Origin of the sequence: Leptospira mayottensis 200901116 (genome assembly GCF_000306675.2) — a bacterium.
GTDB lineage: Bacteria > Spirochaetota > Leptospiria > Leptospirales > Leptospiraceae > Leptospira > Leptospira mayottensis.
Genome location: NZ_CP024871.1, coordinates 636,267 through 656,116, shown reverse-complemented (window position 1 = coordinate 656,116; position 19,850 = coordinate 636,267). Strand labels below are relative to the sequence as shown.

At 39.4% G+C, this 19,850-nt stretch carries 13 protein-coding genes and 1 pseudogene; 10 read left to right on the top strand and 4 right to left on the bottom strand.

Annotated features, from left to right (window positions below):
* Positions 1-163: 163 nt before the first annotated feature.
* From LEP1GSC190_RS03025 to LEP1GSC190_RS02980, 9 genes are all read left to right on the top strand, one after another.
* Entirely contained in the window at positions 164-2,812 is a 2,649-nt protein-coding gene (locus LEP1GSC190_RS03025) for a valine--tRNA ligase (protein WP_036037343.1), read from the top strand.
* Positions 2,802-4,082, top strand: a complete 1,281-nt coding sequence (gene purD, locus LEP1GSC190_RS03020) for a phosphoribosylamine--glycine ligase (protein ID WP_002746450.1) — start codon at positions 2,802-2,804, stop codon at positions 4,080-4,082. The genes LEP1GSC190_RS03025 and purD overlap by 11 nt, the downstream gene beginning before the upstream one ends.
* Positions 4,083-4,086: 4 nt before the next feature.
* Positions 4,087-4,932, top strand: coding sequence for a hypothetical protein (locus LEP1GSC190_RS03015; protein ID WP_002746482.1), 846 nt, complete (start codon positions 4,087-4,089; stop codon positions 4,930-4,932).
* Between the two features lie 57 nt (positions 4,933-4,989).
* Positions 4,990-6,093, top strand: coding sequence for a peptide chain release factor 2 (gene prfB, locus LEP1GSC190_RS03010; RefSeq protein WP_002746466.1), 1,104 nt, complete (start codon positions 4,990-4,992; stop codon positions 6,091-6,093).
* A 654-nt stretch (positions 6,094-6,747) separates the two neighbouring features.
* Complete coding sequence (sph, locus tag LEP1GSC190_RS03005; protein ID WP_081606721.1) at positions 6,748-9,132, top strand: sphingomyelin phosphodiesterase; 2,385 nt, start codon at positions 6,748-6,750, stop codon at positions 9,130-9,132.
* Between the two features lie 367 nt (positions 9,133-9,499).
* Positions 9,500-10,294 carry a hydroxyethylthiazole kinase gene (thiM, locus tag LEP1GSC190_RS02995; RefSeq protein WP_002746378.1) on the top strand — a complete coding sequence of 265 codons (795 nt, stop codon included), beginning with the start codon at positions 9,500-9,502 and terminating at the stop codon, positions 10,292-10,294.
* Between the two features lie 907 nt (positions 10,295-11,201).
* Positions 11,202-11,645, top strand: a complete 444-nt coding sequence (locus LEP1GSC190_RS02990) for a host attachment protein (RefSeq protein ID WP_002764708.1) — start codon at positions 11,202-11,204, stop codon at positions 11,643-11,645.
* 479 nt (positions 11,646-12,124) lie between these two features.
* Complete coding sequence (locus LEP1GSC190_RS02985; protein ID WP_002746356.1) at positions 12,125-13,672, top strand: glycerol kinase 5; 1,548 nt, start codon at positions 12,125-12,127, stop codon at positions 13,670-13,672.
* A 434-nt stretch (positions 13,673-14,106) separates the two neighbouring features.
* Positions 14,107-15,123, top strand: a complete 1,017-nt coding sequence (locus tag LEP1GSC190_RS02980) for an alpha/beta hydrolase (RefSeq protein ID WP_036037340.1) — start codon at positions 14,107-14,109, stop codon at positions 15,121-15,123.
* A 121-nt stretch (positions 15,124-15,244) separates the two neighbouring features.
* Here LEP1GSC190_RS02980 and LEP1GSC190_RS02975 read toward each other — a convergent pair whose 3' ends face one another.
* The gene (locus LEP1GSC190_RS02975; protein WP_002746478.1) at positions 15,245-15,763 is read right to left on the bottom strand and encodes a CDK5 domain-containing protein; all 519 of its coding nucleotides are present in this window, start codon (positions 15,761-15,763) and stop codon (positions 15,245-15,247) included.
* Between the two features lie 730 nt (positions 15,764-16,493).
* On the opposite strand from LEP1GSC190_RS02975, the gene LEP1GSC190_RS02965 reads away from it, so the two are divergent.
* Positions 16,494-16,907: a globin family protein gene (locus LEP1GSC190_RS02965; RefSeq protein WP_002746486.1), complete on the top strand. Its 414-nt coding sequence runs from the start codon at positions 16,494-16,496 to the stop codon at positions 16,905-16,907.
* A gap of 488 nt (positions 16,908-17,395) precedes the next feature.
* Here LEP1GSC190_RS02965 and LEP1GSC190_RS20965 read toward each other — a convergent pair.
* The 3 genes and pseudogenes from LEP1GSC190_RS20965 to LEP1GSC190_RS02950 all read right to left on the bottom strand — a co-directional run.
* Positions 17,396-17,606 (bottom strand): annotated as a pseudogene (locus tag LEP1GSC190_RS20965) (IS481 family transposase); the annotation flags it as partial.
* A gap of 249 nt (positions 17,607-17,855) precedes the next feature.
* On the bottom strand, positions 17,856-18,584 hold the full coding sequence (srp, locus tag LEP1GSC190_RS02955) for a sigma factor SigX-regulated lipoprotein (RefSeq protein ID WP_002746465.1): 729 nt from the start codon (positions 18,582-18,584) through the stop codon (positions 17,856-17,858).
* A 269-nt stretch (positions 18,585-18,853) separates the two neighbouring features.
* On the bottom strand, positions 18,854-19,810 hold the full coding sequence (locus LEP1GSC190_RS02950; protein ID WP_002746375.1) for an LA_0442/LA_0875 N-terminal domain-containing protein: 957 nt from the start codon (positions 19,808-19,810) through the stop codon (positions 18,854-18,856).
* Between the last annotated feature and the right edge of the window lie 40 nt (positions 19,811-19,850).

Here is a 19,850-nt window from a genome sequence, read left to right as displayed (position 1 = left end):
AGGGTAACAACTTTTATTTTAACTCTTCGAGCCTTTTTAGAATGAAGATTCAAGTACAAAAATAAATCGGTCACTTAAAGCCCAATTTTTCCTTTCTTAAAGTCAGAACAGTTTGAATCCTCTTGACCCTGGGAAAAAGTAGGAAAACTTGTTTTTTATAGACATGAAAAAACAAATAGGCGATCGCTACGAACCGAAAGAAGTCGAGAATAAATGGATTTCGCTCTGGGAAGAGAAAAAGTCCTTTGCGCCTAATTCCAATTCCAAAGAATCTTTCTCCATAGTCATTCCGCCCCCCAATGTTACGGGATCTTTGCATATCGGGCACGCACTTAATCATACTATTCAAGACATTCTTATCCGAATCGAACGTAAGAAAGGCAAATCTACTCTTTGGCTTCCAGGAATGGATCACGCAGGAATCGCAACTCAAATGGTTGTGGAAAGAGAACTTGCAAAAGAAGGAAAAAAAAGAACCGATTTTACAAGAGAAGAATTCGTTAACAAAATCTGGGAATGGAAAGATCATTCGGGTGGAATGATCACACGACAGCAAAAACTTTTAGGGGAATCGGTCGATTGGTCCAAAGAAAGATTCACTTTGGACGAGGGGCTTTCCAAAGCCGTATTCAAAGTTTTTAAATCTCTTTACGACGAAGGTTTGATCTATCGCGGAGAAAGAATCATCAACTGGTGTCCCACTTCCAGAACTGCGATCTCGGATCTAGAAGTGGAATTTCGTGAAACAAAAGGCAAACTCTATCATATTAAATATCCCATCCACGGTAAAAAGGATCAATTTTTAGTCGTAGCTACGACAAGACCGGAAACGATGTTCGGAGACGTAGCAGTTTGTGCAAATCCCGAAGATAAACGTTATGCTCCCTTGAAGGATGTGGTTCTGGATCTTCCTCTTACGAACAGACAGATCCCGCTACTCTTCGATTCTTTTGTGGATCAGGAATTCGGATCGGGCCTTGTAAAGATCACACCTGCACACGATGCAAACGACTTTGAAGCAGGTCAAAGACTCGGACTCAAACCACTTCTTGTTATGAACCCGGACGGGACCATGAACGCAAACGCTGGCCCGTATCAAGGTCTGGATCGTTTTGAAGCGCGTAAGAAAGTTCTCGTAGATCTTGAAGCCAAAGGTTTAATCGAAAAAATCGAAGACCACGTTCACTCGGTCGGCCACAACTCAAGAGGAGGGACGGTGATAGAACCGTATCTTTCGACCCAGTGGTTCGTTAAGATCAAACCTCTCGCAGACTTGGCAGTGCAAGCAGTTCAAACCGGCCAAGTAGAATTTATTCCAAAAATGTGGGAAAAAACTTTTTTTGAATGGATGCACAACATCCGAGATTGGTGCATCTCCAGACAACTTTGGTGGGGACATAGAATTCCTGCGTATCATTGTAAAACGTGCAAACATGTGGAAGTTTCCGAAACTCCCGTAACGACCTGTCCTTCCTGCAATTCCAAAGAAGTGGAGCCCGATCCGGATGTTTTGGATACTTGGTTCTCTTCCCAACTTTGGCCTTTTTCGACAATGGGTTGGCCGGAACAAACGTCTGACTTAAAAAAATACTATCCGACTTCCGTCCTTGTCACCGGCTTCGATATCATATTCTTCTGGGTTTCCAGAATGATCATGATGGGAATGAAGTTTTTAAAAGCTCCACCATTTCATAAAGTACTCATACACGGTTTAGTCAGGGATAAAAACGGAAAAAAATTCTCCAAATCCGTTGGAAACGTAATCGACCCCCTAGTGATGATGGAAAAATACGGAACCGACTCTTTTCGCTTTTTTCTCGCGGCAACTCTCCCCGAAGGTAAGGATATCCTTTTCGACGAATCTCGTTTGGACGGTTATCGTTCTTTCTGTAATAAAATCTGGAATTCGTCCCGCTTTATTCTGATGAACTTGGAAGAATCCTTCGTTCCGACAGGCATCACTCCGGAAATCGAAAAAGATCTCGAACCGATGGATCAATGGATTCTTTCCAAATTCAATCGCTGTTTGGAAGAATACAATAAAGCCCACTCCAAGTTCCATTTTTATGAAATGGCCGCTGCGATCTACGAATTCATTTGGGGAGATTTCTGCGATTGGTATATAGAACTCGTCAAACCGAGAGCATACGGCAAAGTTTCTCCCCGATCGACGGAAATCGCAAAACAGGTCCTTTCGGACGTGCTTACTCGTGCATTAGGACTTTTGCATCCTTTTATGCCGTTTTTAACCGAAGAAGTTCATTCCGTTTTTTCAGACCAGTACATCGTTACTACCCCTTTCCCGGAAGTGTATCCGGTTTCTTCCGACGCCACAGGAGTTCAAAAGCTTAATCTTCTTCAAGAAATCGTCACAAAAATCCGCGTTATGCGCTCTGAAAACGGAGTTGCTCCGGACAAAAAGTGTAAAGCGATCGTCAAATCCGAAGACGATATCACTCGCTTTGCAATTTCTGAAAATGAGGTATCTCTCTTGCAACTCGCCCGTCTGGAATCCATTCGAATCGAAGGTACATACAAAATTCAGAAAACGGATTCGGTTTCTCATTTTACAAAAGGAGAAATTATTCTTCCTTTGGAAGGATTGATCGACATTGAAAAAGAAAAAGCCCGTTTAAATAAGGAACTTCAAAAATCCGAGATCGAAAAAGAAAAACTCGAAGCAAAACTATCTAATCCGGGTTTTCTTTCCAAGGCCGCTCCCGATGTTGTGGAGAAAGAAAGAGAAAAACTCAAAATCTTCATCGATAAAGTGGAGGTTCTAAAAAAGGGGATTCAAAATCTTGCAAGCTAAGTTAAAAGTCCTTCTCATCGGTTCGGGAGGTAGAGAAAGCGCAATCGCGTTCCATCTTCGTAAGTCCCCATTGTTAAACGAATTGAAAGTTTTTCCCGGAAACGGCGGTTTTCCGGATAACGAGGTCCTCCCCTCCAATTCGTTTAATATTTTATCCAAAGAATCGGTTCAGTCCTTTTTAAAACTGAATCCTTTTGATTTTATCGTAGTCGGACCAGAAGATCCTTTAGTCGCGGGTTTTACAGATTGGGCGGCCGAATTAGAAATTCCCACTTTTGGTCCCGATTCCTATTGTGCACAAGTGGAAGGTTCTAAAAATTTTGCGAAATCTTTAATGGTCGAGGCAAACGTTCCGACGGCGGAGTATAAAACGTTTACAGAATATTCCTCTTCCTTAAACTATCTCGAATCCAAGTCTACTCCCATCGTAATCAAAGCAGACGGGCTCGCCGCTGGTAAAGGTGTCACAGTAGCCACGACAAAAAAAATGGCGATGAACGCGCTCAAAGAAATTTTTGAAGATAAAAAATTCGGAGAAAGTGGCAATCAAGTTGTCATCGAAGAGTTCATGGAGGGCCAAGAAGCGTCCGTTTTTGCTGTTTCCGACGGGGATTCCTACTTTCTTTTGCCGGCCGCGCAAGATCATAAAAGAGCGTTCGACGGAGACCAAGGTCCGAATACCGGAGGTATGGGAGCCTATTGCCCCGCACCCATTATTACAGAAGCTATATTAAAAAAAGTGAAAGAAGAAATTTTCGATCGCATGTTTGAAACATTTCGCAAGAAGGGACATCCATATCGCGGTCTTCTTTACGCCGGTTTAATGATCTCTTCAGACGGAGAACCAAAAGTCGTGGAATTCAACTGCAGATTCGGAGATCCTGAAACCCAATGTGTACTTGCAATGTTCGACGGAGATTTATTAGAACTTCTTTATATAGCCTCTACAGGCAAAATTAAGGAGGTACAAACGTCGATAAAAAGTGGAGCCGCAGCGGTAGTAGTCCTCGCTGCTCAAGGATATCCGGATTCTTATGAAAAAAATATTCCGTTGAATCTTCCGGAAACGTCTGGTCAAAACGTTTATCTTTTTCATGCGGGGACATCAAAAAAAGATGGAAAAGTTTTTTCATCAGGGGGAAGAATTCTCGGAGTAGTAGCTCAAGGAGCCGATCTAAAGAGTTCGGTCGACCAAGCTTATTCTTTCCTGGAAAAAATCCAGGCTCCCAAAACTTTTTATAGAAAAGACATCGGACACAGGGCCCTTTAACCTTATGCCATTTTTGATTTCTGGAAATCTGGATCTCGTGGAGAGACATAGCCTCAAGAAAATGGAAAAATTTCTTGGGATCATCTTATCTCCGGTTCAATTTCCAGTAGAACAATACAATCTGTTAAGACACGCTTTGCATCGTAATTTGGATCCCGATACGTTGATCCGGAAAATGAATCGACAAGAACTTCTTTCTTTTATTTATATTCTCACTCAGTTTGGGGACGTCGTCCGAGCTGAAACTCCCGTGGAGTACCTGGACGTAGAAAAAATTCCGCTGGTTTTAGAATGGCAGAAAGGCCTATACATGATCCCCTATGAGGTTTTAGATCATCTTTCCACTTCTCGAATATTCAAAAATCAGAATTACCTCTTCGCCCTCATTCCGTCCTTGCCCGTAAAAGAAAAAAAAGCATGGATCGAATGGATCGGATCCGGTTATGGAAAGACCTTTCCAAGAGAGATCAATCACGAACTCTATTTCCAATGCAGGCATCTTCAAAAACCGTTTCAAGGCAAGTCTCTTCTTAGGGAAGAAACGATTCAATTGAATCAACTCTGGCCGAACGGAAAAAATGAAATCGTGGATTGGTTCCACAAAGGGATCACTCCATTTTATTCAGCGATGAAAGAACTTTCCAGAACAGAAAAAGATCCTTTTCTTTTGCACATTCTCGATTTAATTCGCTCTGGTAAGCTGATCTTAAAAAAAAATCCGGAAGAATTCAGAAAGAAAGAAGAATATATTTTGGTAGCCACGGTGGAAGGGAACACTCCGCAACTCAGAGACACCATATTTTCCTGGGAACAAGAAAGAGAAAGTAAAGAAGATTTTCTTTTTCAATAAACGGATCCGCTCAAACCATTTTACAGCAAATCATCAAACTAACTACAAGCAAAGATTATGGAAGTCAAATCAGCAAAAGAACTTAAAAGAGTCTCTAAAGAATTACAGGAAAATTTTCTAAATCGTTGGAAACTCTTAAATTTGGAACAGGACAAGGATCGTCTTAAGGCGCTCAATGAAAAGTCCGAAGATCCGGACCTCTGGAACAATCCGGAAGAAGCGAGGACTGTAAGCCAGAAAAAGAATGAACTGGAAAAAAAACTCACCCCCTGGTTTACGATTCAACAAGATATATTAGATTTTCCTGATTTAGTTGAGCTGACTCTCGACGAAAAAGGTGAAAACGGAATCGGAGAGCTTTCGATAGAATACAACAGGCTCCAGGAAAAATTCGAAGAACTCGAACTTTTAGGCGCTCTTAAAAATTCAGAGGATCTAAAACCGGCTTTCCTAAATATTCACCCTGGAGCGGGTGGAACTGAAAGCCAAGACTGGGCTGAAATGCTTCTTAGGATGTACATTCGATATTTTGAAAAAAAGGGATATCGGTATTCCCTCATTGATATTCAGGCGGGCGATGGGGCCGGAATCAAAAATGCCACCTTACATGTGGCAGGCGATTTCGCTTTTGGTTTTTTAAAAGGGGAAAATGGAATTCATAGGCTCGTAAGGATTTCTCCTTTTGATGCAAACAAAAGGAGACATACCTCCTTCGTTTCAGTCCACGTAAGCCCTGAGATAGACGACGAAATCGATATTAAAATCGAAGAAAAAGACATTCGCGTGGATGTATACCGTTCTTCGGGAGCTGGTGGACAACACGTCAACACAACCGATTCCGCAGTTCGAATCACTCACCTTCCTAGCGGAATCGTCGTCGCCTGCCAAAACGAAAGATCTCAGATCAAAAATAGGGATACCGCATTTAAGATGTTAAAGGCAAGGCTCTACGAGATGGAACAGGAAAAAGCCAAGGAAGAATTGGAAAAAAAATCCGGCGAGAAAAAAGACATCGCTTGGGGTTCTCAGATTCGAAGTTACGTCTTCCATCCTTACAACCTTGTGAAAGATCATAGAACCGATCACGAAACCGGAAACGTCGCAGCAGTGATGGACGGTGATATAGAACCGTTCATTCTTGCGTATTTAAAAACTCTTTAAAAAGAAAGTGCAGGTATCAATGATAGACGCGCGTTTCCTAACTCTAACACTGTACAATACGAGACCATAAAACATCTTTCTTTTATCGCAAAAATAGAAACACACTTTTAATTTCATCTTTCATTTTGTCATCGAAGATCACAAGTATATATTGATCGATCTACCTAAATACATTCTTCCGAAACCTGACCTAAATCAAATCGTATACTGGTTTGCAAATAAACTTCGAAGTTGAATTGATTTCGAATATTAAAAGTCTGTCCCCAAATCTTAAAAAGAATCAGTTACAATCATTCCATAAGTTCGTAATAAAACGTAGGAGTTTTCCCATAGATTACGTTTATGAACTTTGCAACGGACTTTATAGCTGTTAAACTTTCTTATAATCTGAGGTTTTAGAACAGACTCTAAGTATACACAAACATTCCCTTCAGGGATTCATACAATCGAACAACTTACTCCAACTTTCCTGCTGAGAAATATATTCTAGTATCGTATTTGATTTGCATTCTCGTCAAACTTCAATACACATTTCACCAAACGACACTTAAGCGACAAGAATCACCCTCTTGAAACACTTTTTTATAAAAAACTACTATTCTTTTTCAGATTGTATATAATAAAGACGTTCATAAAAAGGAATGGAGATAAATTATGAAAACAAAGCGAAATGTCTTCCCCGAAAAAGTCAGAAACGAATTAAAGAGACATACAAATTCAAGATTTATTATATGTTGTAGTCTCTTTTTATTTCTTATCTCACGTTGTTCACCCGATAAACATACTTCTTATACTAATTTACTTATGCTTTTACTTCTTAATTCGAATAACAGAAGCGTAAGCAATGAAGATCAAAATTCAACAGGTTACGATCCAGTAAATTCTGGTCCTGCAAACTCTACCTCACCAGCAGGCCCAGGAGATCTCGACCCATCAAATTCTGATTCAGTAAGTTCTGATTCAGTAAATTCTGGTTCAGTAAGCTCTGGTTCATCAAGTTCTGGTTTAGTAAGCTCTGATTCAGTAAATTCTGGTTCAGTAAATTCTGGTTCAGTAAATTCTGGTTCAGTAAATTCTGGTTCAGTAAGCTCTGGTTCAGTAAATTCTGGTTCAGTAAGCTCTGGTTCATCAAGTTCTGGTTTAGTAAGCTCTGATTCAGTAAATTCTGGTTCAGTAAGCTCTGGTTCAGTAAGCTCTGGTTCAGTAAGCTCTGGTTCATCAAGTTCTGATTCAGTAAATTCTGGTTCAGTAAGTTCTGATTCAGTAAGCTCTGGTTCATCAAGTTCTGATTCAGTAAGCTCTGGTTCATCAAGTTCTGATTCAGTAAGTTCTGGTTCAGTAAGTTCTGATTCAGTAAGTTCTGGTTCAGTAAGCTCTAGTTCAACATCACTTCCAGGTCGCCCTACAAGTTCTGGTTCTGCACCACCTCCAAATCGCCCTACAAGTTCTGGTTCTGCAAACTATAGCTATCGCCCACAACCAATAACCGGTATAGGAAGTTCTAGCATAGTAATAAGCTCTCCAACAAGCCATAGCTACCCCCCACAACCAATAACCGGCGTAGGAAGTATAAATATAATGACACGTTCCGATCAACAAGCCTCGGAGATAAAAATTCTTAGTCATAACGTTTCTTTAATGCCGACTCAACTTCCAGGTTGGGCAGATTGGGGACAAAAAGAAAGAGCAGAACAAATCGCAAGCTCGGACTACATAAAAAATCAAGACGTCATAGTATTTGAAGGTCTTTCTGACCCTAACGCGAGAAAGATTCTCTTAGACGGAATTCATTCACGGTATCCGTATCAAACCGATGTAATAGGGAGAACCAGAAGCGGTTGGAATGCCACCTTAGGAGTTTACAGGCAATCTACGTCTGCGGACGGAGGAGTCGTAATCGTAAGCCAATGGCCCATTGAAGAAAAGGTACAATACATCTTTAACAATCCTGGATGTGGTGTTGAATCATCTTATCACAAAGGATTTACTTATGTAAAAATCAATAAAAATGGAAAAAAAATTCATGTTATAGGAACCCAAGTTCAAACGATAAATACGGCATGTTCGGATTTGGGAAGATCTGTAAGAATAAATCAATTCAACAATATCAAAGATTTCATTGACGCAAAAGCAATCCCGAAGAACGAACCCGTTTTAATAGCGGGAGACATGAACATAACCAAAGGTAGTAACGAATATTATGAAATGCTTACTAAGCTAAACGTAAGCGAGCCTAAATATGCGGGCATTCCTTATACACGGGACCCGAAAGTAAACGCCTTTGCCGCTTTGAAATATAGCGACTCACAACCTGCATATACGAATTATGTGCTCATTTCAAGATCTCACATCCAACCTGAGGTTTGGCAAAATTTGGCCTACGATCCGATTTCTCCGAAAATCTGGAAAAGATCGAACGGACACATAAGTTACGAATTTTCGGACTCTTATCCAGTTTACGGTTTTGTATATGCGGATTCTATCACTCCTACAAAATCCGGACATAGAAGAAAATACGATCAAGTTTCCTTAGTATCCGTAGCCACCGGAAAAAGAATTCAAGCCGATTCTCAAAAACCAAACGGCTGGTTGAAAGCGGACGCAACCACTGAAACAGAATTTACGAAATTCAATTTGCTGCAACCATCAGATCCTAATTCAAACCCGTTCTGTATGGAAAGCGGGTACGTTCAAATCGAACCCTCTGCTTATTTGAATTACTTTTGGAATTGGTGGTATTCCGGGGGTTTTGCAGGAGGATACGGCAATTACGGCTACTATCCTAAATTCGACGACGGATCCAATCGGATCCAAATCATAAATCTAGACGGTGGATGCCTACAAGATGGGAGTCAAATTACATTCAAAGATTATAATACTATTTTGGCACAATATCAGTATATTACTGTTTGGAAAGAGGGAATCTGGAACGAATACTTATTTCTTCGAAGCAGTAGAGTTGTCAGGGAGACAACATTTTATCTACGATTGAATTCCACTCCCGTGAGAGATTGGCGTTCAGATCTAATTTATTATTAAAAACTTTCCGAATCAATCAAGAGGCGCGTATATTATTTGCGCGCCTCTTGATATATCACCGGAAGTTTTTACAAATTTCTCGATAACCTTTTTCATTTAGTATCCTAAGATTTTAGAACAAACTCTAAGTAAAACAAATTTGAATTTCATATTGAATCCGAAAAATTAGGCCGAGTGATTTTTAAATACAGAGATAGATGCGCAGGATCAAATCAATTGCCCATTATTGCGACTTTCAAGAAAAAGAAAACAGAGAAAGTCTTACAAACGTAAAATTATCTTCAAACGAACTCAAAACTTTTTTCAACATAAAAAAGAATGAAAGTTCTTTACAAGATTTCATTTTCTTTTTTAAAACTACAGTAACATGTCAAAACATCCGACCTTAGAAAGAGTCTGGCCCGCAAAAGAGATCGTAGAAGACCTTTTAGAGCTAAGAAAACATTCCCCCCTAACACACGTTATGACAAACATCGTAGTCACAAATTGGACTGCAAACGTATTACTCGCAGTCGGCGCGTCTCCCGCGATGGTAATCGCCGAAGAGGAAGCGGGAGAATTTGCGAAGATTGCAAGCGGATTACTGATCAACGTCGGCACAATAACTTCAAACGATGCAAAAGCCATGAAAATCGCAGCAACCGCCGCCCATCAGATGAACATTCCTTGGGTAATCGATCCTGTCGCAGCAGGAACACTTGGGTTTAGAACGGAAGTAACCAAGGAATTACTTGACTTAAAACCGACTGTAATTAGAGGGAACGCCTCTGAAATCCTTGCGTTAGCCGGAACAGCAGGAAAAGGGAAAGGAGTCGATTCGACGGCGAGCTCCAAAAATGCTCTGCCCTATGCACAAGAGCTTTCAGAAAAAACCGGCGCGGTTGTTGCCGTAAGCGGCGAAGTGGATTACGTAACGAACGGAAAGAAAACCATCACAATCCACGGAGGAGACCCGATTATGACTAAGGTAACTGGCATCGGTTGTTCTTTGGGTGCGTTGATCGCTTCTTTTTTAGGAGTTCAAAAGGATCCGTTACGAGCATCCGTATCTGCTTCCGCGGTATTTGCGATTGCAGGTTCTCGTTCAGCGAAAAAATCGAACGGTCCCGGAAGTTTTGCGGTAAACTTTTTAGATCAATTAAGTCAGCTTTCGATCGAGTAAATATAACTACTTCAGAGAAAAAACAAGGTTAAAAACGATAGATAAATTCATAAAACTTAAAATTCAATCCAAAGTCCTATAAGTCCATAATAATTTTTGAATATTTTTTCAGAGCGGGCTCTCACCTTCGCGAAAACCACGCTGCTTCGGATTCGCTATCCGCTCATCCTTACGCGAAATAAAACGGAAAGTTACGGGTCATTTCGAAAAAGCGCTTGAGGCTAAAGCCCTTCGCATCGCTCCCACATACAAAAGCTGAACAAACCTTTCCAGTTAAAATTCCCAAACCAATTTTGAGGTTCTAAAAGTCCGAAAGCTCATTTCCCAATCTACGATAACATTTCAAACCGACCTCTTGAAGAAACTTTCAATTCTATTTTGAGAGCAATAAATTATCTTTGTTCAAAAGCATTAATCCGAACCATCTCTAAATTTTTTTCCGTGATCGATTCAAATTTGAATCTTGACTATTCCTCTTTTTCCCCATAAAATACATATGGTTATAAAGTTTTAACAGGCCCAAGTATGAATCCAATACTCGATCCCACAAAGGTACTTGCGTTTATCTTGACGAAATCAAAACAAGAATATCATACTAATCTACGAATCGCTCGAAAAAACTCAAATCTCGCTCTTTACGAATCGCTCGAAAAAACTCAGATCTCGCTCTTTACGAATCGCTCGAAAAAACTCAGATCTCGCTCTTTACGAATCGCTCGAAAAAACTCAAATCTCGCTCTTTACGAATCGCTCGAAAAAACTCAAATCTCGCTCTTTACGAATCGCTCGAAAAAACTCAGATCTCGCTCTTTACGAATCGCTCGAAAAAACTCAGATCTCGCTCTTTACGAATCGCTCGAAAAAACTCAAATCTCGCTCTTTACGAATCGCTCGATAGGAGGAAAATATGAAAAACAAATGGGTAGTGGTCGCAAATCGATCCGAAGCGAAAATTTTTGAGTACAAAGGTTCTCGAAAAGGACTAGAACTTTTAGAAAGTATCGAAAATCCAAAAGGAAGAATGAAAAATCGAGAACTGATTCTCAACTCTTCCGGTCGTGGGAAACGCGCAAAAGCGCAGAAAATCGCTTTTGACACAAAGTCCGTTCAAGAACCGAAACGAAGAGTTGCAGAATCCTTTGCTAGCCAGATTTCGGATGTGATCACTCAAGGACGAAAATCCAATCGTTTCCTCAGTCTCGTTCTTATTTCAGAACCGAGGTTTCTCGGAATGCTCTTAGACAAGATGGATCGAAAATCTCAATCGATGATTTTTCATAAGATGGGAAAAGATATTATTGCGACGAACAATCAAGAGATCCTTTCTCATCTTCGAGAAATTCTCGTATAAAATCTATACACCTCTTCGAAACGCTTTCTATTTTTGGGAAAACGTTTTTGAGATAATCTAATTTCACTCTTTAAAAGAATATTCAAAGGGATTTTTGGCGCGGACAAAAACGTTATCTGTGAAATTCGCTCTTTCTTCTAATCAATCGACGATCAAAACCGCCAAACGTATGTTTTTTCAAGCTTGAAAAATTTTCCTAAATCTTTACCAAAAAATCACTCAAAGAGCCCGTCTCAAAACCTTAAAAAAATATCTCTAAACGATCCGGTAAGTTTTAAGAAAATGTAGGAGTTTCCACAGATTACGTCGCATCGGCGGTTTATACTGCTTTTGTGCGGTTTTTACTGTCGCTTAGAATTGTAAGACCTACATTTTGAGATTTTGAAACAAATTCTAATCTTCGGAAAGAAATGGACAAAATCCTAATCTTTCGATTATTTTGATTTCTCTTTAAATAAACTGAATACTCGGAGATTTGGATGACCAATCCACAGGGGAAATACGTTCTTTCCATCGACAGCGGAGGAAGTGGAATTCGTGCACTTTTACTGGATAGAAAAGGTAAAATCACCGAAAGACAATATGAAAAAACTCCTCCGAACATCCCCGAGGCGGGAGCCTTGGAACACGATCCGGAAGTATTATGGAAGTCTCTACTTTCTCTTTTGAAAAAAATTCAAAAGAATAAACAGGTCGCGAAAGAGATAGCCGCATTAGGAATTTGTAATCAACGAGGATCCTTCCTACTATGGGAAAAATCCTCCGGCAAACCATTGACCCCTTTGATCAGTTGGGCGGATGTTCGTTCGTATAAAACTGCAGAGGCTATGAATCGGAATCCAATCTGGAAAATCATTCGTTTTGTCTCCACACTCGTTGGAAGATTGACAAATCATCCAATGATGATCGCCACTTCCATGCTTAGGTTTACAACCGATCACGCAACTTGTAGACTGAAATGGGTTCTGGACGAAAATCCGGAGTTAAAACGCAGATGTAAAAAGGACGAAGTTCTTTTCGGCACCTTGGATACCTGGTTCATTCATAAGCTTACCGGTGGGAAACAACATCTTACTGATTCGTCTAACGCGGTTGCCACTGGAATGTTCAATCCCTTCCAATTGATTTGGAACCAACCGATTCTTACAATTTTTGGAATTCCTGCAAATCTGTTTCCGGAAGTGAAAGACAGCAACGGAGACTTCGGTCATTCCTTGCCTGAATTTCTAGGGGGGCATTCGATACCGATTCGAGCATCAATCGGCGATCAGATGGCTGCCCTTTTCGGTCAATGTTGTTTTGAGCCGGGTGAAGTGAAAATCTCCCAAGGCTCCGGAGCTTTCGTAGATATCAACATCGGCCCCAAAGCAAAACTATCCCGACGCGGACTTTTTCCTATGATCGCTTGGAGAATTGACGGTAAAACTACGTATATGTTGGAAGGATACGTTGCGACTGCTGGCACTCTGATTGACTGGTTAGGTAAAGGGATCGGACTTTCCGACACTCCTAAGGTCCTCAATGAACTTGCAGCGCAAGCCGAAGATACAGAAGGAATCGTTTTTATTCCAACTCCTACAGGTGCTCGATTTCCTTATTTTAATCCTCGTGCTAAGGCTTCAGTTATCGGTCTTTCTCTTGCATCCCATAGAAGGCACGTAGCGAGAGCCGTCTTGGAAGGAATTGCTCTCAGTCTCTATGAAATCTTGGAAGGAATTCAACAAGATACAAAAGTTAAGATTAAGGATATCAAAGTGGATGGAGGAGTTTCTCAATCCGATATTCTACTCCAATGTCTTTCAGATTTTTCGAACGTGAGAGTGGATCGTGCTCCCGAACCGGATATGACCGCGACAGGCGCAGCGTATCTTGCGGGTTTATCCATCGGCTTTTGGAAAAATTTAGGAGAACTCAAAAATCTACAAAAAGGTTATAAGTCTTTCGAACCGAAAATGAATTCAATTCAAAGAGCCCAAAAGATTCAACGCTGGAAGAAGGCAGTTACAGCAACTCTTTTTATCGAATAAGTTTCGAAACATAAGAACTGTTTCGAAATTTTAAGAAAAATATCTCTAAACGATCTGGTAAGTTTCTAAAAATATAGTAGTTCCTACAGATTACGTCCTTTTAGAGAGTTTATAGTCCATCGTTCAACTATAGTTATCTTTGCTCAAAATGCCGATTTAAAGATATTTTTTCAAGATAACTTATAGTAAGAGTTCCCACAATTCTAAAGTTTTAGGATAAATTTTAAATATTCCTAAGGGTAAATGAGAATATTGAAAGATAGAAATTTTGAACACCTTTCCGAACTCGGATAGCTGATACGACAATGGTCTTTATCTTTTAACCTTAAGTGACAATAACAATCCATTCTGCCTTCGTATTCGGTCTCTTACATTTTTGAATTCTTTTTTCTTGCAGGAGTAATACGAATGAATTGAATTGTTTAATTAGAATTATGAAGAAAAATAAAATGATAAAACTATTCAAGTGGACTTTAGGCTTTTTAGGGGTGTTTGCACTATTCCTCATCGTCACTTTTTATGCAGAAATTCCTAAATACGAATACAAAGTGGTTCCATTACATCCCGACTTTGACAGTTATTATCACGAAAAGCTTCAAATCAGTCGGACTAAAAAAGCAAGACCAGATAATGAGGAAAAGTTGGTAAGGTATTCCCCGGGTAAAACAGAATTCGCCATTCTGTACATCCACGGCTTTGGAGCGTCTCGCGCGGAAGGGGAAGAAGTTACGGATCAACTAGCAAAAGATCTCAAAGCGAATCTTTATTACGTTCGCCTTCCCGGACACGGAACCAATCTGGAAGACCATAGAGACACTACCTTTGCAGAAATTATACAAGATTCCGAAACGACATTTTTAGAATTTGAAAAACTCGGTAAAAAAACGATTCTAATCGGAACAAGTATGGGTGGATTGATCTCTACATACTTAGCAGCTAAATACCCGGAAAAAGTACACGCTTTAATTCTTGTTTCTCCTTTCTACGATTTTACAAGCCCTTTGGGTGGTATCTACCAATTTTCCTGGGGAAAAGACTTCGCTCACTTAGCAATGGGAAAAATTCGTAAATCAACACAAGAACAAAAGCAAGATCCTGCCAGCGCATTCTGGTATAGAGATCAATATCTCGCAGCGGTTCAGAACTTATCAGACTTGAGAGAATATATCTTAGGAACGGATCCATTTTCCAAAATTACTTCTCCCGTTCTTTTGTTTTATTATTACAAAAACGAACAAGAACAGGATAAATCCGCTTCCGTTCCGTCTATGTTAAACGCATTTGGAAAATTGAATCAGAACAGAAAAGCGAGTCCTTTCAACAAAGCCGTAAAAGTAGAAATAGGAAATCACGTCTTGTTTTCCAAATATATGAAAAGCGACAAAGATCTGATCTTAAAAGAAACGAAAGAATTCATTCAAAAAGTGTTTTTATCCAAAAATAACTCTTAACGTTTTCTCGATTTTTTATTCGAAAAAGAGACCTCAAACGTTTTTTAAAGATCGATTTGCAGGAACAAGTAAGAATCCTATTCTTGCCCGAATCCGAGATTCGGGCAAGTTACAGAACGATTTATCTCTTCCGTTTTTTAGCAGCCGCTTTTTTCCGAGCGACTTTCTTTTTAGCCGTAGTTTTGGGTTTTACTTTGGTCTTTTTAGGAGAAGACTTTTTCTTAGCTGCCTTCTTCTTCGGAGCGCTCTTTTTCTTGGCCGGAGTTTTTTTCTTAGCGGCTTTTTTAGGCGCGCTTTTCTTCTTAGCCGGAACAGACACACTCAGCGTTTTTTGAGCAAGCAGAAAAGAACTTTCCGCTAAAGAAAGCCAATCTTCTTCGAATTCGACCGGAATTTGGAGCCAATCTTTCATGGCTCTGTTGTTATGAGAAGGATCGAAGAGCTTTGCTCCCGGATAACGGGAAATGATCTCAGCGATCTTTTCCGCTCCGAGTTTCAGAACGAGATCTCCTTCAAAGAAAGTGGCAAAGGGTTTCCCTTTTAGATTTAAAGAGTTTAAACCGAACCACTTTCCGGAAGTAATTTCTTTGTGTTTAGTTTGAAAGTTATCAGAAAAGGTTTCAAAAAGAAATAGTGACATGCACCAAGAAGAATCCTTTTCCTTCAGTTTTCAAGAAATAAATCTTATCTTCCCCACCCGACTGAAGGACAACAACATGCTTAGGTGATTTTTGAAAAAGCCTAAATCATAGAACGACCTATCAGAATAATTTACCCCGGACCTAAAAGACGAATAAAGTTTAGCAAGAAAACGGACAAATTCTGTGGATAACTTCAGACTTAGAGCATGTCTTAAAAACCTCAGAATATAGGAACCTCGACGAGAACTTAACAGTTATCAAATATGCTCGAAAGCTTGTAAACTACCAAAGGGGCGTAATTTGTGAGAACTTCTATTTATTACGAACTTACTGAATCATTGTAACTAAGGTCTTAGGACAGGCTCTTAGTACTCGAACGTATGAAAATAGTACTAAAAATTAACAGGCGATTTTGGAAAAATATAAAGACCCACATAAAATTGCACCGAATCCAGAATTGTTGGCTTTTTTGAAGAAGAATTCTAACTTTTGAAACGAACTTATTACGGTATTCTTTCCACGCGTCCGAATAGTAAAAATCACGTAACAAAAGACGCTTCGAATACTTTTCGAAACTCTACCGACGTCTTTGAATAAGTCACGAGCCCTCTATAATCCTAGATTTCTATTACAAAACATTTCTCATTATAACTTAAAAAACTTATCTCTTGAAATTGAATGTTCTCTTAAGAGTTCTTCTGAAGGTTGGCTATAGGAGCACAAATCGAAATGAACATTTCAGAGAGCCTAATTCGGAATTTAAACGAGTCTTTTGATATCATCAATTTGGATAGAATTAAATTCGCAGAAATATTCTTTGTCTATCTCAAAGAGAAAAACCCAAAATTCGAGAACATCTTCTCGAAGATTCAATTAGAAGAAGCCAGATCCTTTATGAATTCCGCACGGAATATCGCTCTTTCCGGCGTTCAAAATGTACAATTAGAAAAAGCAATTCAAGATTTCAAAATGGAATGTATTAAAATTTGCAACCAAACGGAGGAAATTCCCCTTTTGGAAAAAGCCTGGCTTTTTGCGTTGGAAGAATGGCTTGGCCCCTGGTATTCTCACAGAGTGGAAGAAAGTTGGCAAAAAATCTTCCAAATGCTTTACTCCGAGGAAACGACACTACAATGGAGTTGATGGTTTTCAGGATTTCAACTTTCCTTATACAAACTTTTTTCCAAACAACGGTGAAAGCTGCTTCTATAGAACTTAAAAGTGAATCGACAATTTCCAGATTAGTTCCGTTTTTTACAGTTCCATTCTTAACGACTTCCAATACTGTTTCAAAAAAACTCAATTTTGTAGAAACGCCAGTTTACAGAATCAAGAAACCATTTTAGGAATAGATTCCAACAAAAAGCGTGTCCCAAAACCTCAAAAAAATATTCGGCAAGTTTTTTAAAAAACGTAAATTCGCGGGGAAAGTTTGGACAAATCGCCCGTAAATTTCATAGCTAAATGGCTCGTGACTTGAAACGCTTTCGTAAAAAGCGCTTTATGGATTTCCTTCCGCTACAATGACTGATATGCCGAACTCATGTTAAAAGATGTAGGAGTTCCTACAAATTACGTGACGATTGATAAGTTTTGTATATTCTCGGTAACACTTTAGACAGAGACATGGGTTACACTGTTTTGTTGTAGTTGTACACTGACGTTTCGTATTTCAATACTCTTTCTGTAAATAAATCTAACATACCCAAGGACTGCGTTCGTGAAATAAATTTACATAAACGCACTGAAGACTTCTTCAAATTCAACCCGTTCGCCGATTAAAGACGAACCAAAGAATATTCTGAACGGACCATATTTCGCTGCTCCATGATCAACCGATGTGAATTTGGAATTTTTTTTCGTAAGAGGGAAAATAATCAGAAAGAATAACTACAGCAGATTTACCGATTCATAATTCAAAACATCTAGATTTTATTAAAAGTTATCTCAAAAACATTTTTCAAAAAACCATTCTATAAAGTTAAAATCCATTTTTGAGATAATTTTTACGACTCGCAATAAAGTTGTTATAAAATGTTTGATATTCATTCACGCCGCCGAACCTTTTCCGCTCGGCGGCCCGGAAATCACTTAAGGTTTAAGTTTAATTGTAGATTTATAGGTATGTGAATCTTTTACCTTTTCCTCGCCGATCGTTCCACTGATTTCCACGGTCTCTTCAATCGTGATCGTTGTTTTATCAATATCGTCCATATTTTGAATCGAATATTTTGCATTGTTTGATGTGAAGGTAATATCCATTTTTGGATATAGGAAACCGTTGACTGTATAAGAACTACTTTGCATTCTTTGTGTACTGTTTAGAGTATACTTCAATTCTGTCACGGGGACATTCGGATTAAAATTTCCATCCATTACGATATCCGCTCTTCCATCTATTGTAATTTCTCCTTGAATGGTAAAAAGAGCGGTCCCACTATCCTGCATCGTAGAGGCCATTTGTTGGCAATTTTCAAACGTCATCTTTGTACCGGTATATCGCATACTAAATCCGTTAGCCGTTTGACTACTGGTATAATCGCCCGACAAAGTCATCTTTCCGCCCGAAGCGCAATCCTGAGATTGATTGATTACCACAAAAGGAGACACATTCCCTCTGGAATAAGCTCCCTGTTTTCCAGGATTGTTGTTTGCGGATAGAACGCTCAAAGCGGCATATACCCCGGCAGTTCCCGGATCTTTTTGTTGAAGCGCCGCCAACAGAAGAGCATTGTTGAGAGAGTTATCATCCTTTTTACCATCGCAGTTCGAAAAGAGCAATGTTAAGAACAACATAACAGCTATTTTTTTTTGAAACATAGTTGAATCCTCCAAATTGGTTCAACTATGCCAACGATCCTCGTTTTTTTTTGTGCCACAAAAAATTCAAGAAATGGAAATTAAATTCGGGATTAAAATGTATTTTAGGTCCCCCAAAAGATCCCGGCCAACCGAAGCTCGCAAAACAATTCTTCTAAAACGCGAGAGTAAGTTATTATTTTCCAGAAATTAGCGAATAAACTCTGATATCCGATTCCTAGAATAGAGTTCAAAAAGAAGCAGCGGAACTTTGAGTTTCGGACCAATTCCTAAAAACGAAAAACCACTCCACCCGAAATTTCTTTAATTTCCTGATCCCGAAAGGAAACGTTCACACTGGGTACCACTTCCCAATTTTCAAACGTATATCCTAAAAAAGCGTCCAAAATTAAAACAAAAACAAAAGCGGAAACATACGCTTGTTTTTCATAAGCGTAACGACTTTTTTCCATCAATTGGCCGTCCATAAGAACGACTTTCGAAGAATTTGAAACGATACTGTACGGCGCGGCAATATTTATCAGGTTTTGATCGTTTGACGCGATGGCAATCAGCTCGAACGGTGTAAGTGGGGGATTCGTTTTCAAAGCTGGCTTTGCGGGACTCAAATATAGGTAACTTCTTTCCGCAAGATAAAGCTCCGCGAGTATCAAAAGAAAACCCAAACCCTTTAAAGAATAAGAATCGTTTCGGAGTAATCTAGACCATCCGGGAATTAAACCTTCAGCGAAAATTTTAATTCCCGATTTTTTGGCCGAGGGAACTCTTTCGTCTAGATTTGCCTCTAATTTGGGAGCCGTTTTGGCCGCTTCAGGTTTTTCAGTTTGGCGCAGAGGAGCGATTTGTTCCTGATTCGCTTCTAAATTGAGCGGAGTTTTGAGTGTCTCGGGTTTTTTAGCCTCATTTGGCGGATAATTAGAGATAAAAACTTTTTGAACTTCCGTGAGGGAAATTTTCTCTATTTTACCGTTTTTATGGGTGATTTCAAAACCGTTGGGGACGATTTTGATTTTCACATTCACAATTCTTCTCCCATTTTTGAGTAAAATTGATTTCGCGTCCAAATTCGTAAAAAAACAAACCGACACGAAAAGTAAAATATACAATGACATTCCATTGAGTTTAGGAAGCGATTCGTTGAATTCCACGAAACGATCCGTAATTCTCGTAATGGATGAATTGAATTTAAGGTTAAATCGTAAAAATTTCTGATTTATCGTCGGCATTTGATTTTTTTGCTTTTTAATGTGGCACTTTTTTACAAAC